This window comes from Kitasatospora sp. NPDC005748, from assembly GCF_040630735.1.
Classification (GTDB): domain Bacteria; phylum Actinomycetota; class Actinomycetes; order Streptomycetales; family Streptomycetaceae; genus Kitasatospora.
This window is the reverse complement of sequence record NZ_JBEXYD010000003.1, coordinates 281,056-299,366: the sequence shown is the minus strand read 5'-3', so window position 1 is coordinate 299,366 and position 18,311 is coordinate 281,056. Positions and strand designations below refer to the sequence as shown.

Genomic DNA, 18,311 nt, shown 5'->3' with positions numbered 1-18,311 from the left:
CATGTCCGTCGCCACCGAGATCTGCGCCCCGCTCCCCGTCCTCGGCCACGACGTCGAGGTCCCGCTGGTCAACGGTGACAAGGTCACCTACGCCGCGCTCGACTACGCCGCCAGCTCCCCGGCGCTGCAGCGGGTCTGGGACGACGTCGCCGCCTACGCCCCCTACTACGGCAGCGTGCACCGGGGCGCCGGCTACCTCTCCCAGCTCTCCACCGACCTCTTCGAGCAGAGCCGCCGGACCGTCGCGGACTTCCTCGACCTGCGCGAGGGCGACCAGGTGGTCTTCACCCGGGCCACCACCGACTCGCTGAACCTGCTGGCGGGCGCCGTCCCGGCCGGCACCCGGGTCTTCGCCTTCGAGACCGAGCACCACGCCTCGCTGCTGCCCTGGCGCCACGCCGGGCTGAGCGTCACCTACCTGCGCGCCCCGCGCTCGCACGCCGAGGCGGTCGCCGCGCTGGACGCCGCGCTGGCCGAGGCCCCCGAGGGCCCCAAGCTGCTCTGCGTCACCGGCGCCTCGAACGTCACCGGCGAGCTCTGGCCGGTCGCCGAGCTCACCGAGACCGCCCACCGGCACGGCGCCCGGGTGGTGCTGGACGCCGCGCAGCTCGCCCCGCACCACCGGGTCTCGGTGCGCGAGCTGGGCGTGGACTGGATCGCCTTCTCGGGCCACAAGATCTACGCGCCGTTCGGCGCCGGGGTGCTGGCCGGCCGGGCCGACTGGCTGGACGCGGCCGAGCCGTACCTGGCCGGCGGCGGCGCCACCCGCACGGTCGCCCGGGAGGCCGACGGCTCGGTGGCCGTGCAGTGGCACACCGGCCCGGCCCGGCACGAGGCCGGCTCGCCGAACGTGATCGGCGTCTACTCCATCGCCTCGGCCTGCCGGGCCCTGACCGAGGCCGGCTTCGACGCGCTGGAGGCCCGCGAGCAGCAGCTGATCGCCCGGCTGAAGGCCGGGCTGGCGGAGGTCCCGCAGGTGCGGGTGCTGAACCTGTTCGGCGCGGACTCGGCCCGGGTGGGCGTGCTCTCCTTCGTCGTCCAGGGCTGGAACAGCTCGCACTTCTCGGCCGCGCTCTCCGCCGAGTACGGCATCGGGGTGCGCGACGGCCTGTTCTGCGCGCACCCGCTGGTGCGTACCCTGCTCGGCGACGAGGACGTGGCGCCGTCCGAGTGCGGTGCGCCGGAGGCGTCGCTGCCGGGGGAGCGCAGCCTGAACGCGATCCGGGTCAGCTTCGGCGCGGGCACCCCGGACGAGCACATCGACCGGTTCCTGACCGCCGTCCGCGAGCTGGTCACGGACGGCGCGGCCTGGAACTACCGCAACGAGGGCGGCCGCTGCGTCGCGGACACCCGGCGCGAGGGCTGAACGGGGGAGGCTACTCGCCCAGGCCGAGCGCGAAGGCGGTCTCCAGGTCGTGCTGGGAGTAGGTGCGGAAGGCGATCTGGGTCTCGGTGTGGGCCACGCCCGGGACCTTGTTCAGCCGGCCGGGGATCACCTCGGCCAGGTCGTCGTGCCGGCGCACCCGCACCATCGCCACCAGGTCGTAGCCGCCGGTGACCGAGTAGACCTCGCTGACGCCCTCGATGGCCGCGATCGCCTCGGCGATCTCCGGGATGCGGTCGACGCTGGTCTTGATCAGGACGATGGCGGTGATCACTGTTCGGGCTCCTTTGTGAGGTGCCGCCAGGGTATCGGGCGTCAGCGGGGCCGTCGCGAGGGGCGGGTGGCCAGCGTGCAGGCGTACAGGAACCCCGCCGAGAAGCCGATCACGTGGACCAGGTAGGCGACGCCCGGCCCCGCCGAGTGCACCGACCACGACTGGAGCGCGAACCAGAGGCCGAGCACCAGCCAGGCCGGGAACCGCAGGGGCAGGAAGAGCAGCAGCGGGACGAGCGTGGTCACCCGGGCCCGCGGGTGCAGCCTCAGGTAGGCGCCGAGCACGCCGGCGATCGCCCCCGAGGCGCCGATCAGGACCCGGGTGTAGTCCGCCGAGTGCGCCTCGGCCAGCGCGAAGCCGTAGGTGGCCAGCGAGCCTGCCGCCAGGTAGAAGAGCGCGAACCGGGCCCGGCCGAAGCGGGCCTCCACGGTGGGGCCGAAGACCTGGAGGAAGAGCAGGTTGCCCAGCAGGTGCAGCCAGCCGGCGTGGACGAAGAGCCCGCTGAGGACGGACATCGCCGGGTGCTTGCCGGGGGTCGGGGCGGCCGGGCAGCCCGGCACCGGGTCGGGGGCCTCGGCCACCTGTTCGGCGCTCAGCGGCCGTCCGGCCAGCAGCTCGGCCGGGACGGCGCCCCAGCGCTGCTCGTACCGCTGCTCCGCGCAGACCCGGTCCTGCCCGCGGCCGTACAGCGGGTTGAGCCCGGCCGCCGGGCCGAGCAGGAAGACCAGCACGTTCAGCGCGATCAGTGCGTAGCTGACGGCCGGGACGGGCGCGGCCGGAGGGCCGTCCCGCGCGCCGGTGTGGTCGAGGACCGGGATCGCCATGCGACCAAGCATCCCTCCGTCCGGCCCGGGCGACACCGCGCTGTACGGCAGGTGGACCACCCCCGCGATCGCCGTGACCGGTGGCCGGGGTGGTTGCCCCAGGCAATAGGCTTGGGGCGGGCAATCCCGCCTCCCGCCGCCGATGCCGGGGCTCCGGGGGGAGCGCCTGAGCCCACCCAGGGACCACCCGAGAGGACCCCCGATGACCGTCCCCGCCCTGACCGCAGAGACGCGTTGGCGCTGCACCCTGTGCGGCAACCTGACCCGCTTCGACGTCACCCGTACCGCCCGGGTGACCGAGTTCCTGCACTTCGACCTGGCCGGCGAGTCCAAGGTGGAGGAGACCGAGGTGCACAGCGAGACCATCGAGTCGGTGCGCTGCCGCTGGTGCAACGCGGTGGACCAGGTCGAACTGGTGGCCCGTCCGGGCGCCGAGGCCGCCGAGCAGGCTTGATGCCCGCCCCGCGCGGTGGACGGTGCGCGGCACGGCCGTCCGCCGCGCGGGACAATACAGACAGAGCGCACGGAGCGTGACGACCAGGGGTACGGCCGACGGCCGTACCCCGCTGGCGAGGATCGGAGCCGAGGACGTGGTGGACGCAGCGCAGGAGCCCGCCGGGCCGCAGGGGCGGCAGCCCGCTGTGGACGCGCAGGCGCCGGACGCGGTCGAGGCCGCCGCGCCCGGCACCGGCGCCCCCGCCGAGGAGGTCGACGGCGAGGAGGCCGGCGGCTCCGGCGGTGAGGAGCCGGCGGCAGCCCGCGCGGCCGAGAAGCTCGACCGGCCGCTGCCCGAGGGGGTGCGCCGGCGTGTGGTGGGCCTCGCCGCCGACGCGCTCGGCGGGCTGCCGGTCGCGGAGCTGCCGCAGACGCTGCGCCCGTACGCCAAGTTCACCCCGGCACGCCGGGCCAAGTACGCCGCCACCGCGCTCGCCGCGGCGCTGGAGTCCGAGCCGGCGTTCCGGGTGCGGATAGCGGAGCGGCTGCGGCTCGGGCAGCCGGACCTGGTCCGGGCGCTGGAGTCGGGCAGCGTGCCGGGCGCGGCCGATCCGATGGACGTGGCGGCCGCCGCCTACCTGGTCCGGTCGGCGGGCTGGAGCCGCCTGGTCGTCGAGGCCGGCGAGGAGGCCGAGCGGGCCGGCGCCGAGGGCGCGGCGGCCGAGGCGGCCCGGCTGGCCGAGAAGCTGCAGGCGGAGCTGGCCGAGGTGCGCGCGGCCGCCCGGGCGGACCTGGACCGGCAGCGGGCCGAGTCGGAGGACGTCCGCAAGGAGGTGGAGTCGCTGCGCAAGAAGGTGCGTTCGCTGGAGAGCGACACCCGGCGGGCCCAGGCCGAGACGCGCCGGGTCACCGGGGAGCTGGAGGCCCTGAAGGCGCAGACGGGCGTCGAGCGCGGCGCCGCCGAGAGCGAGGCGCGGCGGCTGCGGCACCGGATCTCCGAGCTGGAGAACGCCGCCGAGCAGGGCCGCCGTTCGGCCCGCGAGGGGCGCAGCGTCGAGGACATGCGGCTGCGGCTGCTGCTGGACACCGTGCTGCAGTCGGCGCAGGGGCTCCAGCGGGAGCTGGCCCTGCCGGTCTCCCAGATCCGCCCGGCCGACCTGGTCGAGGCGGTGGTGCCGGGTTCGGCCTCGCCGCACGACGTGGCGCGGCGCGGGCTGGCCGAGGACGACCCGGCGCTGCTGGACCAGCTGCTGGCGATCCCGCAGGTCCACCTGGTGGTGGACGGCTACAACGTGACCAAGACCGGCTACCCGGCGCTCCCGCTGGAGCAGCAGCGGATCCGGCTGCTGGGCGGGCTGGCGATGCTGGCCCAACGCACGCAGGCGGAGGTGACCTGCGTGTTCGACGGCCAGGACCTCGACGTGCCGGTGATCCTGGCGCCGCCGCGCGGGGTCCGGGTGCGGTTCAGCCGGACCGGGGAGACCGCCGACGAACTGATCCGCCGCCTGGTGCGGGCCGAGCCGCAGGGCCGGCCGGTGGTGGTGGTCTCCACCGACCGGGAGGTCGCGGAGGGCGTGCGGAAGGCGGGCGCGCGCCCTGTAGCCTCGGTGCTGCTGCTGAACCGACTGGCCCGGCCCTGACCTCGGCCGGGGGTCGGCCGGCAGGGGATGACGCCTGGTCAGCGCCCGGTTTGCGGGGATGTGTGGATCCCGTGAAGTCATGGCGGGGGGCGGGAGTTCACGCCATCGGGGGAGTGGCGCAAAGCGTGGATCTTCACTAGGGTCTGGCGTCAAACCTATTTTCCGGATTCTCACTCGTTCGGGTGAGTCCGTTGGAAGAAGGAGCCGGTCACTTGGCCACCCACCGCCGTCCCAAGCAGTCGAGCCGTGCACGGGTCACCGTGCTGACCGCTGCCGCTGCGACCGCGGTCGCCCTCTCGGCCCAGGTCAGCGCCCACGCCGCGCCCAGCCCGTCCCCCAAGAAGGAGGACGTGAAGGCGCAGGTCGACCAGCTGCAGGAGGAGGCCGAGCAGGCCACCGAGAAGTTCAACGGTGCCAAGGAGCGGGCGGACCAGCTGCGCAAGCAGGCGGACCAGCTCCAGGACCAGGTGGCTCGCGGCCAGGACCAGATGACCCAGCTTCAGGGCGGGCTGGCCGAGGTCGCGGCCGAGCAGTACCGGACCGGCGGCATCGACCCGTCCGTCCAGCTGATGCTCGCCTCCGACCCGTCCGGCTACCTGGACAAGGCCGCCAGCGTCCAGCAGGCCAGCTCCAGCCAGACCGAGGCGCTCAAGGGCCTGCAGGACCAGCAGCGCCGGCTGGACCAGCAGAAGGCCGAGGCGGCCGCCGTCCTCGCCTCGCTGGACAGCACGACCAAGGACCTGAACCAGTCCAAGGCCGAGGTCAACAAGAAGCTCAAGGAAGCCCAGGACCTGCTGAACTCGCTCAGCGCCGCCGACCGGGCCGCGCTGAAGGCCGCCCAGCAGCAGGCCGACCGGGCCTCGCGCGGCAGCGAGCGCACCGACCTGAGCAGCCTCCCGCAGGGCAGCGGCTTCGCCGGGCAGGCCGTCGCCAACGCGATGAGCAAGCAGGGTTCGCCGTACGTCTGGAGCGCGGTCGGCCCGAACTCCTTCGACTGCTCCGGTCTGATGGTCTGGTCGTACGCGAAGGCCGGCGTCTCGCTGCCGCGCACCTCGCAGGCGCAGGCCAACTACGGCTCGAAGGTGGCCTCGCTGGCCGACGCCCAGCCGGGCGACCTCATCATCTACCGCCCGGACCGCAGCCACGTCGGGATGTACATCGGCAACGGGATGGTGGTCCACGCGCCGCACACCGGTGACGTGGTGAAGGTGATGAAGGCCGACGCGATGCCGATCAACGCGATCCGCCGGGTCTGACGGACCGACATGCCCACGGGCCGGGATCCGGCCCTGTGATCCGCGCCACCCCCGGAACCGGGGGTGGCGTCGGTGTCTGCGGCCGCATCATGACAAACGATCAGCTCCATGTGGGCGCGTGATCACACCCGGTCATATTCACAAATGAACTTGGATATTCTTCCGGCATTTTTCTGACAAGGATTTGAACGGATCACGGTTCTGTTACTAGGGTCGTGCCTCGAACCACCGCACAGTCGATCACCCAGCAGGGGTGGCGGCGGAGGTTTACCGCCGAGTTCGTGAAGCAGCGGGGCAGAGCATCTGCCCGTCGGGGAGTCCAGTGGTCGGGGGCGCTGTGGAGCGGAGCCGGGGAACCATGTTCCTCCGGGGTGAATCGGCGCCAGGTCGACCGTCGTGCGGTCGGTGAGGCGTCGTAGGGCACGCTTCCGGCCCGAACCCGTCAGCTCACCCGGTAGGCGGACGTAGGAAGAAGGAGTCCGCCTTCGTGGCGTCCCATCGTCGTCCCAAGCCCGCCGGCCGCGCCCGGGTCTCGATTCTGACCGGTGTCGCCGCCGCGGCGGTCGCGCTCTCCGCGCAGTCCGGCGCCCACGCCGACCCGACGCCGACCAAGGATCAGGTCAAGGAGCAGATCGACCAGCTCAACGAGCAGGCCGAGCAGGCCACCGAGAAGCTCAACGGTGCCCAGGCCAAGCAGCAGGAGCTGCAGAAGCAGGTCGGTGAGCTGCAGGACAAGGTGGCCCGTCAGCAGGCCGCGGTGACCGAGGCCCAGGGCGGTCTCGCCGAGATCGCCGGCGAGCAGTACCGCAACGGCGGCATATCGCCGACCGTGCAGCTGATGCTCTCGTCCAGCCCGGACAGCTTCCTCAGCCAGGCCGGCGCCATCAACCAGGCCGGCAGCACGCAGTCCGGTGCGCTGAAGGACCTCCAGGAGCAGCAGCGCAGGCTCGACCAGGACCGCAACGAGGCCCAGGGCAAGCTCGGCGAGCTCGAAGCCACCACCCAGCAGCTGAAGGCCTCCAAGGAGGAGGTCCAGGGCAAGCTGGCCAAGGCCCAGGACCTGTACAACTCGCTGTCCGAGCAGGAGCGCCAGGCGATGCGCGCGGCCGAGGAGAAGGCCGCCGCCGAGGCGAAGGCCAAGGCGGACGCCGCCAAGGCCGAGGCCAAGGCCAAGGCGGACGCCGACCGCGCCTCCCGCGACAACACCCGCGACCAGCTGCCCACCCCGTCGGCGCCGGCCGCCAAGCCCGCCGCCGCGGCCGCCGCGCCGTCCGCGCCCGCCGCCAACGGCTCGCGCGCCGCCGCCGCGATCGCCGCCGCGGAGAGCAAGCTGGGCGCCCCGTACGTTTACGGCGCGGCCGGTCCGAGCTCCTTCGACTGCTCCGGCCTGACCAGCTGGGCCTACGCCCAGGCGGACGTGTCGCTGCCGCGTACCTCGCAGTCCCAGGCCACCGCCGGTACCAACGTGGGCACCAACATCGCCAACGCCCAGCCCGGCGACCTGATCATCTACCGTGCCGACCGCAGCCACGTCGCGCTCTACGTCGGCGGCGGCCAGGTCATCCACGCGCCGAAGCCCGGCGCGAACGTCCGGTACGAGACCGCCAGCATGCTGCCGATCTCGGCCATCGTGCGCGTCTGATCCGACGTCTGCTCCCGCAGGCCCGGTCTCCCCTCGCGGGAGGCCGGGCCTGCGGCTTTCGTGCTGGACCGTGCTGATGTCCGATTGCGGGTCAAATATTCGGGTTGGGAGGGGTTTGGACTCGCTCGCCCGGACTCGCTAACGTCTGCCACCGGACTCCCGCTCGACAGCCGCCCGCACCGGTGCGGCGGCGGGGCCGGGTCGCAGGATCGGAGTTACCGTCGTATGGCCGTGCACCGCCGTTCCCCCCTGCCGGGCGCGTTCGCCCGTGCGCTGGTGCTGACCGCCGCGGCCACCACCGCGCTGGGGGTGGCCACGGGGGGTGCCGCCCAGGCCGCCCCGGGCACGCCGGACGGGCCGTCGAACCGCAAGGACGTCAAGGCGCAGGTGGAACAGCTGTACGACGAGGCCGAGCAGGCCTCGGAGAAGTACAACGCCGCACTGGACGTCCAGCAGCGCCTCCAGCACGAGACCGGCACGCTCCAGCAGCAGGTCGCCGTCGCCCAGGGCGAGCTCAACGAGCTCCGCGGCGACCTCGCCACCGTGGCCGGCGCCGAGTACCGGGGCGGCGGGATGGCGCAGACCGTCCAGCTGATGCTCTCCACCGACCCGGAGGGCTACCTCTCCAAGGCCCGCAGCCTGGACCAGGCCGCCGAGCGGCAGAACGAGACGCTGCACGAGGTGGTGGCCCGTCAGCGCCGGCTCGACCAGCGCCGGTCGGAGGCCTCGATGAAGCTCTCCGAGCTGGAGGAGACCCGCCGGGCCCTGGCCGAGAGCAAGCAGCAGATCCAGCAGCGGCTGGCCAAGGCGCAGCGGCTGCTCAACAGCCTGGGGGCGGGCGAGCGGGCCCGGATGGTGGCCCAGGACGCCCGCGAGGCCGAGCAGCGGGCCACCCGGGGCACCGACCGCCTCGACCTGGGCACGGCCCCGCCCGCCTCCGAACGCGGCGCGGCCGCGCTGGCCGCCGCCGTGCGGATGATCGGTTCGCCCTATGTGTACGGATCCGCCGGGCCCCGCGCGTTCGACTGTTCCGGTCTGATGTACTGGAGCTGGCGGCAGGCCGGAGTGACCCTGCCGCGCACCTCGCAGGCCCAGGCGTACGCCGGCCGGCGGGTCAGCATCTCCGACGCGCGACCGGGAGACCTGGTGATCTTCTACCGGGACAGGCACCACGTCGGCATGTACGCCGGCGGCGGGGTGATCGTGCACGCCCCCTACCCGGGTGCCAAGGTCCGCTACGAGAGCGTCAACGCGATGCCCGTCGCGGAGGTGATCCGGCTCTGAGCCGGTCCGTCCCGACCCCTCCCGCCGACGCCGTGACACGCCGCCGCGCACTGTCCCGGCGCGGGGCCCTGCTGCTCGCGGCGGGCGGACTGGCCCAGCTGTCGCTGCCCCGGGCGGCTCCGGCGGCCTCCGTGGCCGCGGTGGCGGACCAGCGGGCCGAGGTGGTCGCGCTGCTGGCCGAGCGGGCCCGGACGCTGACCGCCCCACCGTCCGCGCCCCCGGTGGAGGCGGCCTACCGCAACCTCGTGCTCGGTCCGGCCGGTCGGCCGGACCGGCTCACCGCCACCGCCGAACTGACCGTCCGGGTGACCGGCTACGACGCCTACCCGGTGGTCCACCCGCGCCGGCTGGAGCTGTGGCGGACCGGCGGGGGCTGGCGGGTCGAACGCGAGGACGGCCCGGACGGGCCGGCGCCGCTCTGGGACTTCGGGACCGTCCGGGCGGCGGCCGGCGCGCACTGCCTGGTGCTCGGCCTGGCCGACGGCCCGGACCCGGCGCAGCTCACGGCCGTGGCCGACCGGGCAGTCCCGGCCGTCACCGCGCTCTGGGGCACCGCCTGGCCGGGCCGGCTGCTCCTGGAGCTGCCCGCCACCGAGGAGCAGTTCGGCCGGTTGCTGGACGCCGACCCGGCGGGCTGGACCGGCATGGTGGCGGTCACCACCGCCGCGCCCGGCGCCCCCCGGCACACCCCGGCCGACCGGGTGCTGGTCAACCCCGGAGCCTACCGGGGGCTCAGCGACTTCGGCCGCCAGGTGGTGATCACCCACGAGGCCGTGCATGTGGCGACCCGGGCCGACACCCGGGCCTGGACGCCGCTCTGGCTCTCCGAGGGCGTCGCCGACTGGACCGGCTACCGGGACTCCGGCCGCTCGACCCAGCAGATCGCCCCCGAGCTGGCCCGGGACGTCGCCGCCGGCCGGGTGCCCTCGGCGCTCCCCGCCGACCGGGACTTCACCGCCGGGGCCGACGGCATCGCCCAGGCCTACGAGCAGGCCTGGCTGGCCTGCGACCTGATCGCCCGCCGCTTCGGGCCGGACCGGCTGGTCGGCTACTACCGGGCGGTCGGCGCGGCGGGCGCGGGCGCGGGCCGGGAGGAGCAGTCGGACCGCGTCCTGCGGGACGAGCTGGGCCTCGGACTGGCCGAGTTCACCGCGCTCTGGGTCGCCGAGGTCCGCCGTCTGGCGGCCTAGCGCCGCCGCTGGGCCGGCGGCCGGTCGATGCCGTCCAGCAGGTCCTGCTCGTACGCGATCCCCGGGCGCACCGGGTAGCCGTTCGCCGACACCGGCTCCGGCTCCGCGCGGTCCAGCACGACGGTCGGCGGGAGCTGGGCGGCCCCGCGGGTCGAGCGCCAGAGCCGGACGCAGGAGAGCCCGGTGGCGGCCAGCAGCAGCAGGTTGCGCAGGGTCAGCGCGGTGACGGCCCAGGGCTCGCTGCCCACCAGCTCGCTGAAGAGCAGCGGGAACTCCACCACGGTCAGCGGCGTCGCGGCCAGGACCAGCAGCGCCACCGGGCGCTGGCTGGTGCCGCGCACGGTCAGGCAGACCGCCGCCACGCCGACCAGCCAGACCAGGTACTGCGGGCTGATCACCCGGCTGGTCACGGTGAAGATCAGCAGCGCGGCCAGCGCCGCGTCGTACATGGTCGCCGCGTTGCGGCGCTTGGCGGTGAAGCGCCAGAGCAGCAGCCAGGCGAAGCCCAGCAGGCTGCCGGCCAGCATCACCTTGCCGACCACGTTCACCCACGGCCCGAGCATCTCGACCGAGCCGTAGTTCATCGTCACCCTGCCGTCCCAGGCGCCGGCCATCCGGGCGAAGTGCAGCGGCAGCGCGCCGACCGACTCCACCTCGACGCCGCGGTCCTTCTGGAAGGTCAGGAACTCGAAGGCGCCGTTCATCCCGGCCGCCAGCAGGAAGCCCACCGAGACGGCGGTGGCCGCGGCGGCGGTCCAGGAGCGGCGGGTGCGGCGGCCGGACGGGGTGCCGATCAGGCCGATCAGCGGCCAGATCTTGATGATCCCGCCCAGCCCCAGCAGGATGCCGCCGATCGCCGGGCGCCGGATCAGCGCCAGCAGGCCGGCCACCGCGACGGCGGTGACGATGACGTCGTACCGGTTGTAGATCATCGGACCGAGCAGCGGCACGCCGGCCACCCAGACCCAGGCGCCGGTCAGGGCCCGGCCCCTGCGCAGGCCGGTACGCACCAGCAGGGCCATCGCGACCGCGTCGGCCAGCCCGCAGATCACCCAGAAGGAGACCAGGTACGACCAGGGCAGCAGCCCGGGCAACATGATCACCAGGGCGGCGCCGGGCGGGTACTGCCAGGTCACGTCGTCCAGCGGGAAGGTGCCGGTCTGCAGGACGCCGTACCAGCCGTGGTAGATCAGCCAGACGTCCGTGGTGATGTCCCCGCCGGCCATCCGCAGCACGCCGGTCACCAGCAGCAGCAGCAGTGCCCGGGAGGCCAGCCACGTCCCGCCGAGCGCGCAGAGCGCCCCGGTACGCCGGGAGGGGCCGGTGGGGGCCGGTACGGGCTCCTGGCGGACGGCCAGCGCCGTGCCGGGGCCGTCGGCGCCGCTGGGTGAACCGGACTTGGTGGCCGGGGCCAACTCCACTGCGCTCCCTCGTTCGTCTCGGACGTCCCACCGGAGGCGTCGCGCGACGGACGCCCGGGCGGCCGGTGCCGGGCGCGGCGCCACGTTCGGCGGGGCCGCACCGGCTGCCTAGGTTCTAGGACAGACCCGGGGGAGAAACGGTTGCCGTGCGCGGATCCGTTCCCGGCGGGTCGTGGTGTTGACCTATCGTACGGATCACCCAGCGGTACACCGAGCACCCCCCGACCGAGCGAGCCGTGGCCAGATGCACAAGACCTTGATCGTCACCAATGACTTCCCGCCGCGACCCGGCGGCATCCAGGCCTTCGTCCACAACATGGCTGTCCGTCAGCCCGCCGGGAGCATCGTGGTCTACGCGTCGACCTGGCGCGACGGCGCCGAGGTCGCCCGCTTCGACGCCGAACAGCCGTTCCCGGTGATCCGCGACCGGACGAAGGTGATGGTTCCCACACCGCGCGTCACCCGCCGGGCCGCCGAGATCCTCCGCGCCGAGAAGTGCGACTCGGTCTGGTTCGGCGCGGCCGCCCCGCTCGGGCTGATGGCGCCCGCGCTGCGACGGGCCGGAGCCGGCGGGCGGCTGCTCGGCATGACGCACGGCCACGAGGCCGCCTGGGCCCAGCTCCCGGTGGCCCGGCAGCTGCTGCGCCGGATCGGCGCCGGTACCGACACCCTCACCTACCTCGGCGAGTACACCCGCTCCCGGATCGCCGACGCGGTCGGCCCGGAGGCGGCCGCCCGGATGGTGCAGCTGCCGCCGGGGGTCGACGAGCAGACCTTCCACCCCGACTCGGGCGGCGCCGAGCTGCGCCGCCGGCTCGGGCTGGCCGACCGGCCGGTGGTGGTCTGCGTCTCCCGGCTGGTGCCGCGCAAGGGCCAGGACACCCTGATCGAGGCGATGCCGCAGATCCTCGCCGAGGTGCCGGACGCCGTGCTGCTGATCGTCGGCGACGGACCCTACCGGGCGGACCTGGAGAAGCTCGCCGACGCCCGGGGCGTGCGCCACGCGGTGCGGTTCACCGGCGCGGTGCCGTGGTCGGAGCTGCCCGCGCACTACGGCGCCGGGGACGTCTTCGCGATGCCCTGCCGGACCCGGCGGGGCGGGCTGGACGTCGAGGGCCTGGGCATCGTCTACCTGGAGGCCTCGGCGACCGGTCTGCCGGTGGTGGCCGGGGACTCCGGCGGCGCGCCGGACGCGGTGCTGGAGGGCGAGACCGGCTACGTGGTGCCCGGCGGCTCGCCGGCCGCCGCGGCCGAGCGGATCGTCCGGCTGCTGAACGACGAGGACCTGCGCCGGCGGCTCGGCGAGGCCGGGCGGCGCTGGGTGGACCGCTCGTGGCGGTGGGACCTGCTGGCCGGGCGGCTGACCTCGCTGCTGGCGGGCTGACGAAGCTGTGCGGGCCCCGCCACCGCGGCGGGGGCCCGCACCGTGCGGTCAGCGCTGGTAGATCGCCTCGACGTCGGCCGCGAAGTCCTTCAGCACCAGGTTGCGCTTGAGCTTGAGCGACGGCGTGAGGTGGCCGCTCTCCTCGGAGAAGACGGTGTCCAGCAGCCGGAACTTCTTCACCGCCTCGGCGTGCGAGACGGCGGCGTTGCCGTCGTCCACGGCGGCCTGGACGGCGGCCAGCAGGTCCGCGTCCTCGCGTAGCTCGGCCACCGTGGCGGTGGCGGGCTTGCCGTTCAGCTCCTTCCACTTGGGGAAGAAGTCCTCGTCCACGGTGACCAGGCAGCCGATGAACGGCCTGCGGTCGCCGACCACCATCACCTCGCCGATCAGCGCGTGCGCCCGGATCCGGTCCTCGATCACCGCCGGGGCGACGTTCTTGCCGCCCGCGGTGACGATGATCTCCTTCTTGCGGCCGGTGATGGTGAGGTAGCCCTCGGAGTCCAGCGAGCCGATGTCGCCGGTGGAGATCCAGCCGTCCTTCAGCGCCTCGGCGGTGGCCTGCGGGTTGTTCCAGTAGCCGGTGAACACCTGCGGGCCCTTGAACAGGACCTCGCCGTCCTCGGCGATCCGGACGGCGGCGCCGGGCAGCGGCTGGCCGACCGTACCGATCTTCGGCTTGTCCCACGGGTTGAAGGCGGTGGCCGCGCAGGTCTCGGTCAGGCCGTAGCCCTCCAGGACGGTGAAGCCGATGCCCCGGTAGAAGTGGCCGAGCCGCTCGCCGAGCGGGGCGCCGCCGGAGATCGCGTGGGTGGCCCGGCCGCCGAGCGCGGCGCGCAGCTTGCTGTAGACCAGCTTGTCGAAGATCTTGTGCTTGATCCGCAGGCCCAGGCCCGCGCCGCCGGCGTCCAGCGCCCGGCTGTACGCGATCGCGGTGTCGGCGGCCTTGTCGAAGATCTTGCCCTTGCCGTCGGCCTGGGCCTTCGTGCGGGCGGTGTTGTAGACCTTCTCGAACACTCTCGGCACGCCCAGGATCAGGGTGGGCCGGAACGCCGCCAGCTCGGCGGTGACGTCCTTGATGTCCGAGACGTGGCCGAGCTTGATCGGGGCCATCGCGGGGGCGATCTCGGCGATCCGGCCGAGCACGTGGGCCAGCGGCAGGAAGAGCAGCACCGAGCTCTCGCCGGTGCGGAACAGCGGGGCCAGCCGCTCCACGATGTTGCCGCACTCGGCCATGAAGTTGGCGTGGGTCAGCTGGCAGCCCTTGGGGCGGCCGGTGGTGCCCGAGGTGTAGACGACGGTGGCGATCGAGTCGGCCGTCGCCAGCGACCGGCGCTCGGCCACGGTCGCGTCGGTGACGTCCCGGCCCGCCCCGGCCAGCGTCGCCAGGGCGCCGCCCTCGATCTGCCAGGTCTGCCGCAGCAGCGGCAGGCGCCCCCGGACCTCCTCGACCACCGCGGCGTGCTGGGCGGTCTCGGTGAGGACGGCCACCGCCCCGGAGTCGCCGAGGATCCACTCCACCTGTTCGGCGGAGGAGGTCTCGTACACCGGCACGGTGATCGCGCCGGCCGTCCAGATCGCGAAGTCCAGCAGCGTCCACTCGTAGCGGGTGCGGGACATGATGCCCACCCGGTCGCCGGGCTCGATGCCCGCGGCGATCAGACCCTTGGCGGCGGCGTGCACCTCGACCAGGAACTGGGCGGCGGTCAACTCCTGCCACCGGCCGTCCACCTTGCGACTGAGCACCACGACGTCCGGGTGCCGCTCGGCGTTCTGGTGCACGAGGTCGGAGAGGTTACCGCCGCTCGGTACCTGGTAGAGGGCCGGAAGGCTGAAGTCGAGCAAGACTGCTCCTCGTTCGCGACGCTGCGGGACGGCAGGACGTTACTGCCCGGTAGGCAGCTTCGACCAGGGGGGTCGGCTCCGGTGTTCGAAGTGTCACACCTTTACCCGGTCCGACCAGGCCGTGACCGGGTCGTTCGAATGGCACCCTACGGCAGCCCGGACGTGACCGGCGGGTAGCCTGCGAGCGCCCCCGAGCCCGGGGCCGCGCACCCTCCGAGCCCCGGACCTGAGGGATCGCCGGGCGCGATAGCCTGCTCCGGGCGCACCCGACCGAGCAGGCTCGGCCGGGCCGGCAGCAAGGGACGACGCGGAGGGCCATACCCATGGCGGAGCACACCAGGTCGAGCATCACCATCGACGCGACCCCGGCGAAGGTCATGGCCGTGATCGCCGACTTCGCCGCCTACCCGGCCTGGACCGGCGAGGTCAAGGAGGTCGAGGTGCTGGAGACCGCCGAGAACGGCCGCGCCGCCCAGGTGCGCCTGCTGCTCGACGCCGGCGCCATCCGCGACGAGCACGTGCTGGCCTACACCTGGGACGGCGACCGCGAGGTCGGCTGGACGCTGGTGCGCAGCCAGATGCTCCGCTCGCTGGACGGCTCCTACTCGCTCGCCCCGCTGGACGGCGGCCGGACCGAGGTCACCTACCAGCTGGCCGTCGACGTCAAGATCCCGATGCTCGGGATGATCAAGCGCAAGGCCGAGAAGGTCATCATCGACCGGGCGCTGGCCGGACTGAAGAAGCGCGTCGAGGGCTGACGCCGGGAAAGCGGGGCTGGACGGCATGACGGCGACACGCACCATCCTGGTCAGCGGCGACGCGGCGGCGCCCATGGTGGCCGCCGCCACCGCCCTGCACGCCGCCCGGCAGGGGCGGCGCACCCTGCTGCTGGCCGCCGACGACCCGCACCGCACCCTGGACGCCGTCCTCGGCGCCCGGCTGGAGCCCGAACCGGCCCCGTACGCCCCCGGCCTGACCGTGGCCCGGATCGACGAGCAGGCCGCGTTCCGGCACGCCCTCGGCGAGATCGGCGGCCGGATCAAGCCCGCGCTCGACCTGCTCGGCGCCGACCCGCTCGACCCCGAGGAGCTCACCGCCCTTCCCGGCACCGCCCGGCTCGCCCTGCTCCGGGCCCTGCCCGCCGCCGAGGCCGACGTCCTGGTGGTGCTCGCCCCGCCGCCCGCCGAGCTGATCGCCGCGCTCGCGCTGCCCGAGCAGCTGGAGCGCTACCTGGCCCGGCTGGTGCCCGAGCAGCGGCAGGCCGCCCGGGCGCTGCGCCCGCTGCTGGCCGGCCTGGCCGGGGTGCCGATGCCCGCCGACTGGCTCTACGAGGGCCGGACCAAGGCGGCCGCCGCGCTCGCCGAGGCCCGTGCGGCGCTCGCCGCCCCCGGCACCAGCGTCCGCCTGGTCACCGCCGCCGACGCCCACCCGTACGGGGAGCTGCGCCGGATCCGGGCCGGGCTGGCGCTGCACGGCCACCGGCCGGACGCCGTGGTGGTGCACGGCGCGCTGCCGGACGCCGCCGCCGACTCGGCCGACCCCTGGCTGGCCGGGCTGGCCCGGCGCCGGCAGGAGGAGCTGGCCGCGCTGACCGCCGCGAGCGACGTCCCGGTGCTGGTCACCGGGTTCGCCGAAGTCACCCTGGAGGCCGTCGCGGACCGCCTCTACGGCGCGGGCGCCGGCCCGGCCCCGCTCGCCCCGAAGCCGTGGAGCGTCGAGGACCGGCTGGCCGAAGACGGACTGCTGGTCTGGCACCTCGCGCTGCCCGGCGCCGAGCGGGCCGACCTGGACCTGGTGCGGCGCGGCGACGAACTCGTGGTCGGCCTCGGTGCCCACCGGCGGGTGCTCACGCTGCCCTCGGCGCTGCGCCGCTGCACGGTGGCGGGCGCGGGCCTGCACGACGGGGCGCTCGCCGTCCGCTTCGCGCCCGATCCGGCGCTCTGGCCGCGCGGCTGAGCACCCTGCGCGGACGCGGCCGGGCCTCCCGCGCCGCCCGGTGACCGTGCGCCGGTTCGTCTCCCGCGCCGCCCGGTGACCGTGCGCCGGCCCCGATGGCGGGCCGTCGGGGCGGTCGGGCCCGTCCGGTAGCGTCGGGGTCAGGGGCCGCAGGCGCGGCCGGAGCTGAGGAGACGCCCGCGATGACCACTGCCGACGACCGCACCGAGCAGGCCGCCGAGCACCCGTTCGGCCCGGAGCTGGGCCCGCTGGTGGACGAGGTGCGCCGGTTCGCGTCCGTCGTCGGCCAGAAGGCCCAGGAGGCGAGCGCCGACACCCTGATCTCGCTGGCCGGCCTCGCCGAGCGCCTGCGCGAGAAGCAGCCCGAGGTGTACGGCCACCTGGCCGCCGCCGGCGGGGAGCTGATGGCCGCCTACCGGGCCGCCGTGGCCGGCCACGAGCACCGCTGGACCGCCGGGGACGCCGCGCGCAGCGAGCGGATCGACCTCGACACACCTGACGGGCCGTCCGACAAGCAGTGAAGCCCGGACTCCCGGGAAGTGACCGTGCGGACCCTTGCTGTGACGGAGCGGGGCGGAATGTACGACTTTTGAAGCTGCTCGGCGAGCTTGGTCGTGAATTGTCTTCGGTTAATGTAGGCGACGGTGTGTACGGGGGCAGGGTTGGACGGTACCGTTCCGTCCAGCGGGAACGAGTGAATAGCTGAGGGACACATGGCTCTGACCATCGGCGTCGACGTCGGCGGGACCAAGATCGCGGCAGGCGTGGTCAACGAGGCGGGCGAGATCCTGGCCCGGACCAGGGTGCCCACCCCGGCCGACCCGCAGTGGGCGGTCGATGCCATCGCGCAGGCCGTGCGCGAGCTCAAGGAGCAGTACCCCGACGTGGTCGCGGCCGGCGTCGGAGCCCCCGGCTTCGTCGACCGCGACCGCTCCACGGTGATCTTCGCCCCCAACATCGACTGGGAGGACGAGCCGCTGCGCGGCCGGATCGAGGAGCTCACCGGCCTGGACACCGTGGTCGAGAACGACGCCAACTGCGCCGCCTGGGCTGAGTTCCGCTTCGGCGCCGCCGCCGAGTACTCGGACATGGTGCTGATCACCGTCGGCACCGGCATCGGCGGCGGGATCGTCCTGGACGGCCGGCTGCACCGCGGCCGGTTCGGCGTGGCCGGCGAGATCGGCCACCTCAACATGGTCCCCGACGGCCTGCCCTGCGGCTGCGGCGGCAAGGGCTGCTGGGAGCAGTACGGCTCCGGCCGGGCGCTGCGCCGCTACGGCCGGGAGATGGCCGCCGCCGACCCCGTGCGCGGCCGACGGATGCTGGATCTCAACGACGGCGTCGCCGAGACCATCCGCGGCATCCACATCACCGAGGCGGCCGAGGCGGGCGACCCGCTCGCCCTGGACTGCTACAACGAGCTGGCCGACTGGCTGGGCCGCGGCATGGCCGACCTCGCCGCGCTCTTCGACCCGGCGGTCTTCGTGCTGGGCGGCGGTGTCTCCGACTCCGGCCGGCTGCTGCTCGACCCGGTCGCCAAGGCCTTCGAGCACTACCTGACCGGCGGGGTGCACCGCCCGCGCGCCGAGGTGGTGCTCGCCTCGATGGGCTCCGCCTCCGGCATCGCCGGCGCGGCGGACCTCGCCCGCACCGTCTGACCCACCCCGCACCCGCCGACGGCGGCGGCGCGACCGGAGCCCTCGTGGCCGGCCGCGCCGCCGCCGTCGTGTTCCGCCCCGGCCGCCCGGCCCCTGTCGTACGGTCGACACCGGACGAAAG

The 18,311-nt window shown here is 74.3% G+C and carries 16 protein-coding genes and 1 riboswitch; of the genes, 12 read left to right on the top strand and 4 right to left on the bottom strand.

Annotated elements, in window-relative coordinates:
- The first annotated feature begins 1 nt into the window (after position 1).
- Positions 2–1,366: an aminotransferase class V-fold PLP-dependent enzyme gene (locus tag ABZ495_RS04455; RefSeq protein ID WP_359802640.1), complete on the top strand. Its 1,365-nt coding sequence runs from the start codon at positions 2–4 to the stop codon at positions 1,364–1,366.
- A gap of 10 nt (positions 1,367–1,376) precedes the next feature.
- Here ABZ495_RS04455 and ABZ495_RS04450 read toward each other — a convergent pair whose 3' ends face one another.
- The gene (locus ABZ495_RS04450) at positions 1,377–1,658 is read right to left on the bottom strand and encodes an Lrp/AsnC ligand binding domain-containing protein (protein WP_329487307.1); all 282 of its coding nucleotides are present in this window, start codon (positions 1,656–1,658) and stop codon (positions 1,377–1,379) included.
- Between the two features lie 41 nt (positions 1,659–1,699).
- Entirely contained in the window at positions 1,700–2,482 is a 783-nt protein-coding gene (locus ABZ495_RS04445) for a rhomboid family intramembrane serine protease (RefSeq protein ID WP_359834362.1), read from the bottom strand.
- A gap of 202 nt (positions 2,483–2,684) precedes the next feature.
- Between ABZ495_RS04445 and ABZ495_RS04440 the strand changes: the two genes are divergently transcribed.
- From ABZ495_RS04440 to ABZ495_RS04415, 6 genes are all read left to right on the top strand, one after another.
- Positions 2,685–2,936 carry a hypothetical protein gene (locus tag ABZ495_RS04440; RefSeq protein ID WP_329487305.1) on the top strand — a complete coding sequence of 84 codons (252 nt, stop codon included), beginning with the start codon at positions 2,685–2,687 and terminating at the stop codon, positions 2,934–2,936.
- 76 nt (positions 2,937–3,012) lie between these two features.
- On the top strand, positions 3,013–4,557 hold the full coding sequence (locus tag ABZ495_RS04435; RefSeq protein WP_352287055.1) for an NYN domain-containing protein: 1,545 nt from the start codon (positions 3,013–3,015) through the stop codon (positions 4,555–4,557).
- Positions 4,558–4,769: 212 nt separating this feature from the next.
- Positions 4,770–5,813: an NlpC/P60 family protein gene (locus ABZ495_RS04430; RefSeq protein WP_329487301.1), complete on the top strand. Its 1,044-nt coding sequence runs from the start codon at positions 4,770–4,772 to the stop codon at positions 5,811–5,813.
- Positions 5,814–6,136: 323 nt separating this feature from the next.
- A riboswitch (cyclic di-AMP (ydaO/yuaA leader) is annotated at positions 6,137–6,290 on the top strand.
- A 10-nt stretch (positions 6,291–6,300) separates the two neighbouring features.
- Positions 6,301–7,455, top strand: a complete 1,155-nt coding sequence (locus ABZ495_RS04425; protein WP_359802633.1) for an NlpC/P60 family protein — start codon at positions 6,301–6,303, stop codon at positions 7,453–7,455.
- A 225-nt stretch (positions 7,456–7,680) separates the two neighbouring features.
- Positions 7,681–8,739, top strand: a complete 1,059-nt coding sequence (locus tag ABZ495_RS04420; RefSeq protein ID WP_359802630.1) for an NlpC/P60 family protein — start codon at positions 7,681–7,683, stop codon at positions 8,737–8,739.
- A 32-nt stretch (positions 8,740–8,771) separates the two neighbouring features.
- Positions 8,772–9,929, top strand: a complete 1,158-nt coding sequence (locus tag ABZ495_RS04415; RefSeq protein ID WP_359834360.1) for a hypothetical protein — start codon at positions 8,772–8,774, stop codon at positions 9,927–9,929.
- On the opposite strand, the gene ABZ495_RS04410 is transcribed toward ABZ495_RS04415, so the two are convergent.
- Complete coding sequence (locus ABZ495_RS04410) at positions 9,926–11,350, bottom strand: glycosyltransferase 87 family protein (protein ID WP_359802625.1); 1,425 nt, start codon at positions 11,348–11,350, stop codon at positions 9,926–9,928. The genes ABZ495_RS04415 and ABZ495_RS04410 overlap by 4 nt on opposite strands.
- A 244-nt stretch (positions 11,351–11,594) precedes the next feature.
- On the opposite strand from ABZ495_RS04410, the gene ABZ495_RS04405 reads away from it, so the two are divergent.
- Entirely contained in the window at positions 11,595–12,734 is a 1,140-nt protein-coding gene (locus ABZ495_RS04405) for a glycosyltransferase family 4 protein (protein WP_359834358.1), read from the top strand.
- A gap of 48 nt (positions 12,735–12,782) precedes the next feature.
- On the opposite strand, the gene ABZ495_RS04400 is transcribed toward ABZ495_RS04405, so the two are convergent.
- Positions 12,783–14,576: a long-chain fatty acid--CoA ligase gene (locus tag ABZ495_RS04400; protein WP_329487295.1), complete on the bottom strand. Its 1,794-nt coding sequence runs from the start codon at positions 14,574–14,576 to the stop codon at positions 12,783–12,785.
- 323 nt (positions 14,577–14,899) lie between these two features.
- Here ABZ495_RS04400 and ABZ495_RS04395 point away from each other — a divergent pair, with 323 nt between their 5' ends.
- The 4 genes from ABZ495_RS04395 to ABZ495_RS04380 all read left to right on the top strand — a co-directional run bounded on the left by ABZ495_RS04395 (position 14,900) and on the right by ABZ495_RS04380 (position 18,190).
- Positions 14,900–15,334, top strand: a complete 435-nt coding sequence (locus ABZ495_RS04395) for an SRPBCC family protein (protein ID WP_329487294.1) — start codon at positions 14,900–14,902, stop codon at positions 15,332–15,334.
- Positions 15,335–15,359: 25 nt separating this feature from the next.
- Entirely contained in the window at positions 15,360–16,532 is a 1,173-nt protein-coding gene (locus tag ABZ495_RS04390; protein WP_359834356.1) for an ArsA-related P-loop ATPase, read from the top strand.
- A 182-nt stretch (positions 16,533–16,714) separates the two neighbouring features.
- The gene (locus ABZ495_RS04385) at positions 16,715–17,053 is read left to right on the top strand and encodes a DUF5304 family protein (protein WP_359834354.1); all 339 of its coding nucleotides are present in this window, start codon (positions 16,715–16,717) and stop codon (positions 17,051–17,053) included.
- A gap of 192 nt (positions 17,054–17,245) precedes the next feature.
- On the top strand, positions 17,246–18,190 hold the full coding sequence (locus tag ABZ495_RS04380; RefSeq protein ID WP_359802613.1) for an ROK family glucokinase: 945 nt from the start codon (positions 17,246–17,248) through the stop codon (positions 18,188–18,190).
- The last annotated feature ends 121 nt before the right edge of the window (positions 18,191–18,311 follow it).

What these genes read in the sequence shown, in the direction of transcription:
- ABZ495_RS04455 (WP_359802640.1), top strand. Translation starts at nt 2, where the DNA reads ATGTCCGTCGCCACCGAGATCTGCGCCCCGCTCCCCGTCCTCGGCCAC.
- ABZ495_RS04445 (WP_359834362.1), bottom strand. Translation starts at nt 2,482, where the DNA reads ATGGCGATCCCGGTCCTCGACCACACCGGCGCGCGGGACGGCCCTCCG.
- ABZ495_RS04440 (WP_329487305.1), top strand. Translation starts at nt 2,685, where the DNA reads ATGACCGTCCCCGCCCTGACCGCAGAGACGCGTTGGCGCTGCACCCTG.
- ABZ495_RS04420 (WP_359802630.1), top strand. Translation starts at nt 7,681, where the DNA reads ATGGCCGTGCACCGCCGTTCCCCCCTGCCGGGCGCGTTCGCCCGTGCG.
- ABZ495_RS04405 (WP_359834358.1), top strand. Translation starts at nt 11,595, where the DNA reads ATGCACAAGACCTTGATCGTCACCAATGACTTCCCGCCGCGACCCGGC.
- ABZ495_RS04395 (WP_329487294.1), top strand. Translation starts at nt 14,900, where the DNA reads ATGGCGGAGCACACCAGGTCGAGCATCACCATCGACGCGACCCCGGCG.
- ABZ495_RS04390 (WP_359834356.1), top strand. Translation starts at nt 15,360, where the DNA reads ATGACGGCGACACGCACCATCCTGGTCAGCGGCGACGCGGCGGCGCCC.
- ABZ495_RS04385 (WP_359834354.1), top strand. Translation starts at nt 16,715, where the DNA reads ATGACCACTGCCGACGACCGCACCGAGCAGGCCGCCGAGCACCCGTTC.
- ABZ495_RS04380 (WP_359802613.1), top strand. Translation starts at nt 17,246, where the DNA reads ATGGCTCTGACCATCGGCGTCGACGTCGGCGGGACCAAGATCGCGGCA.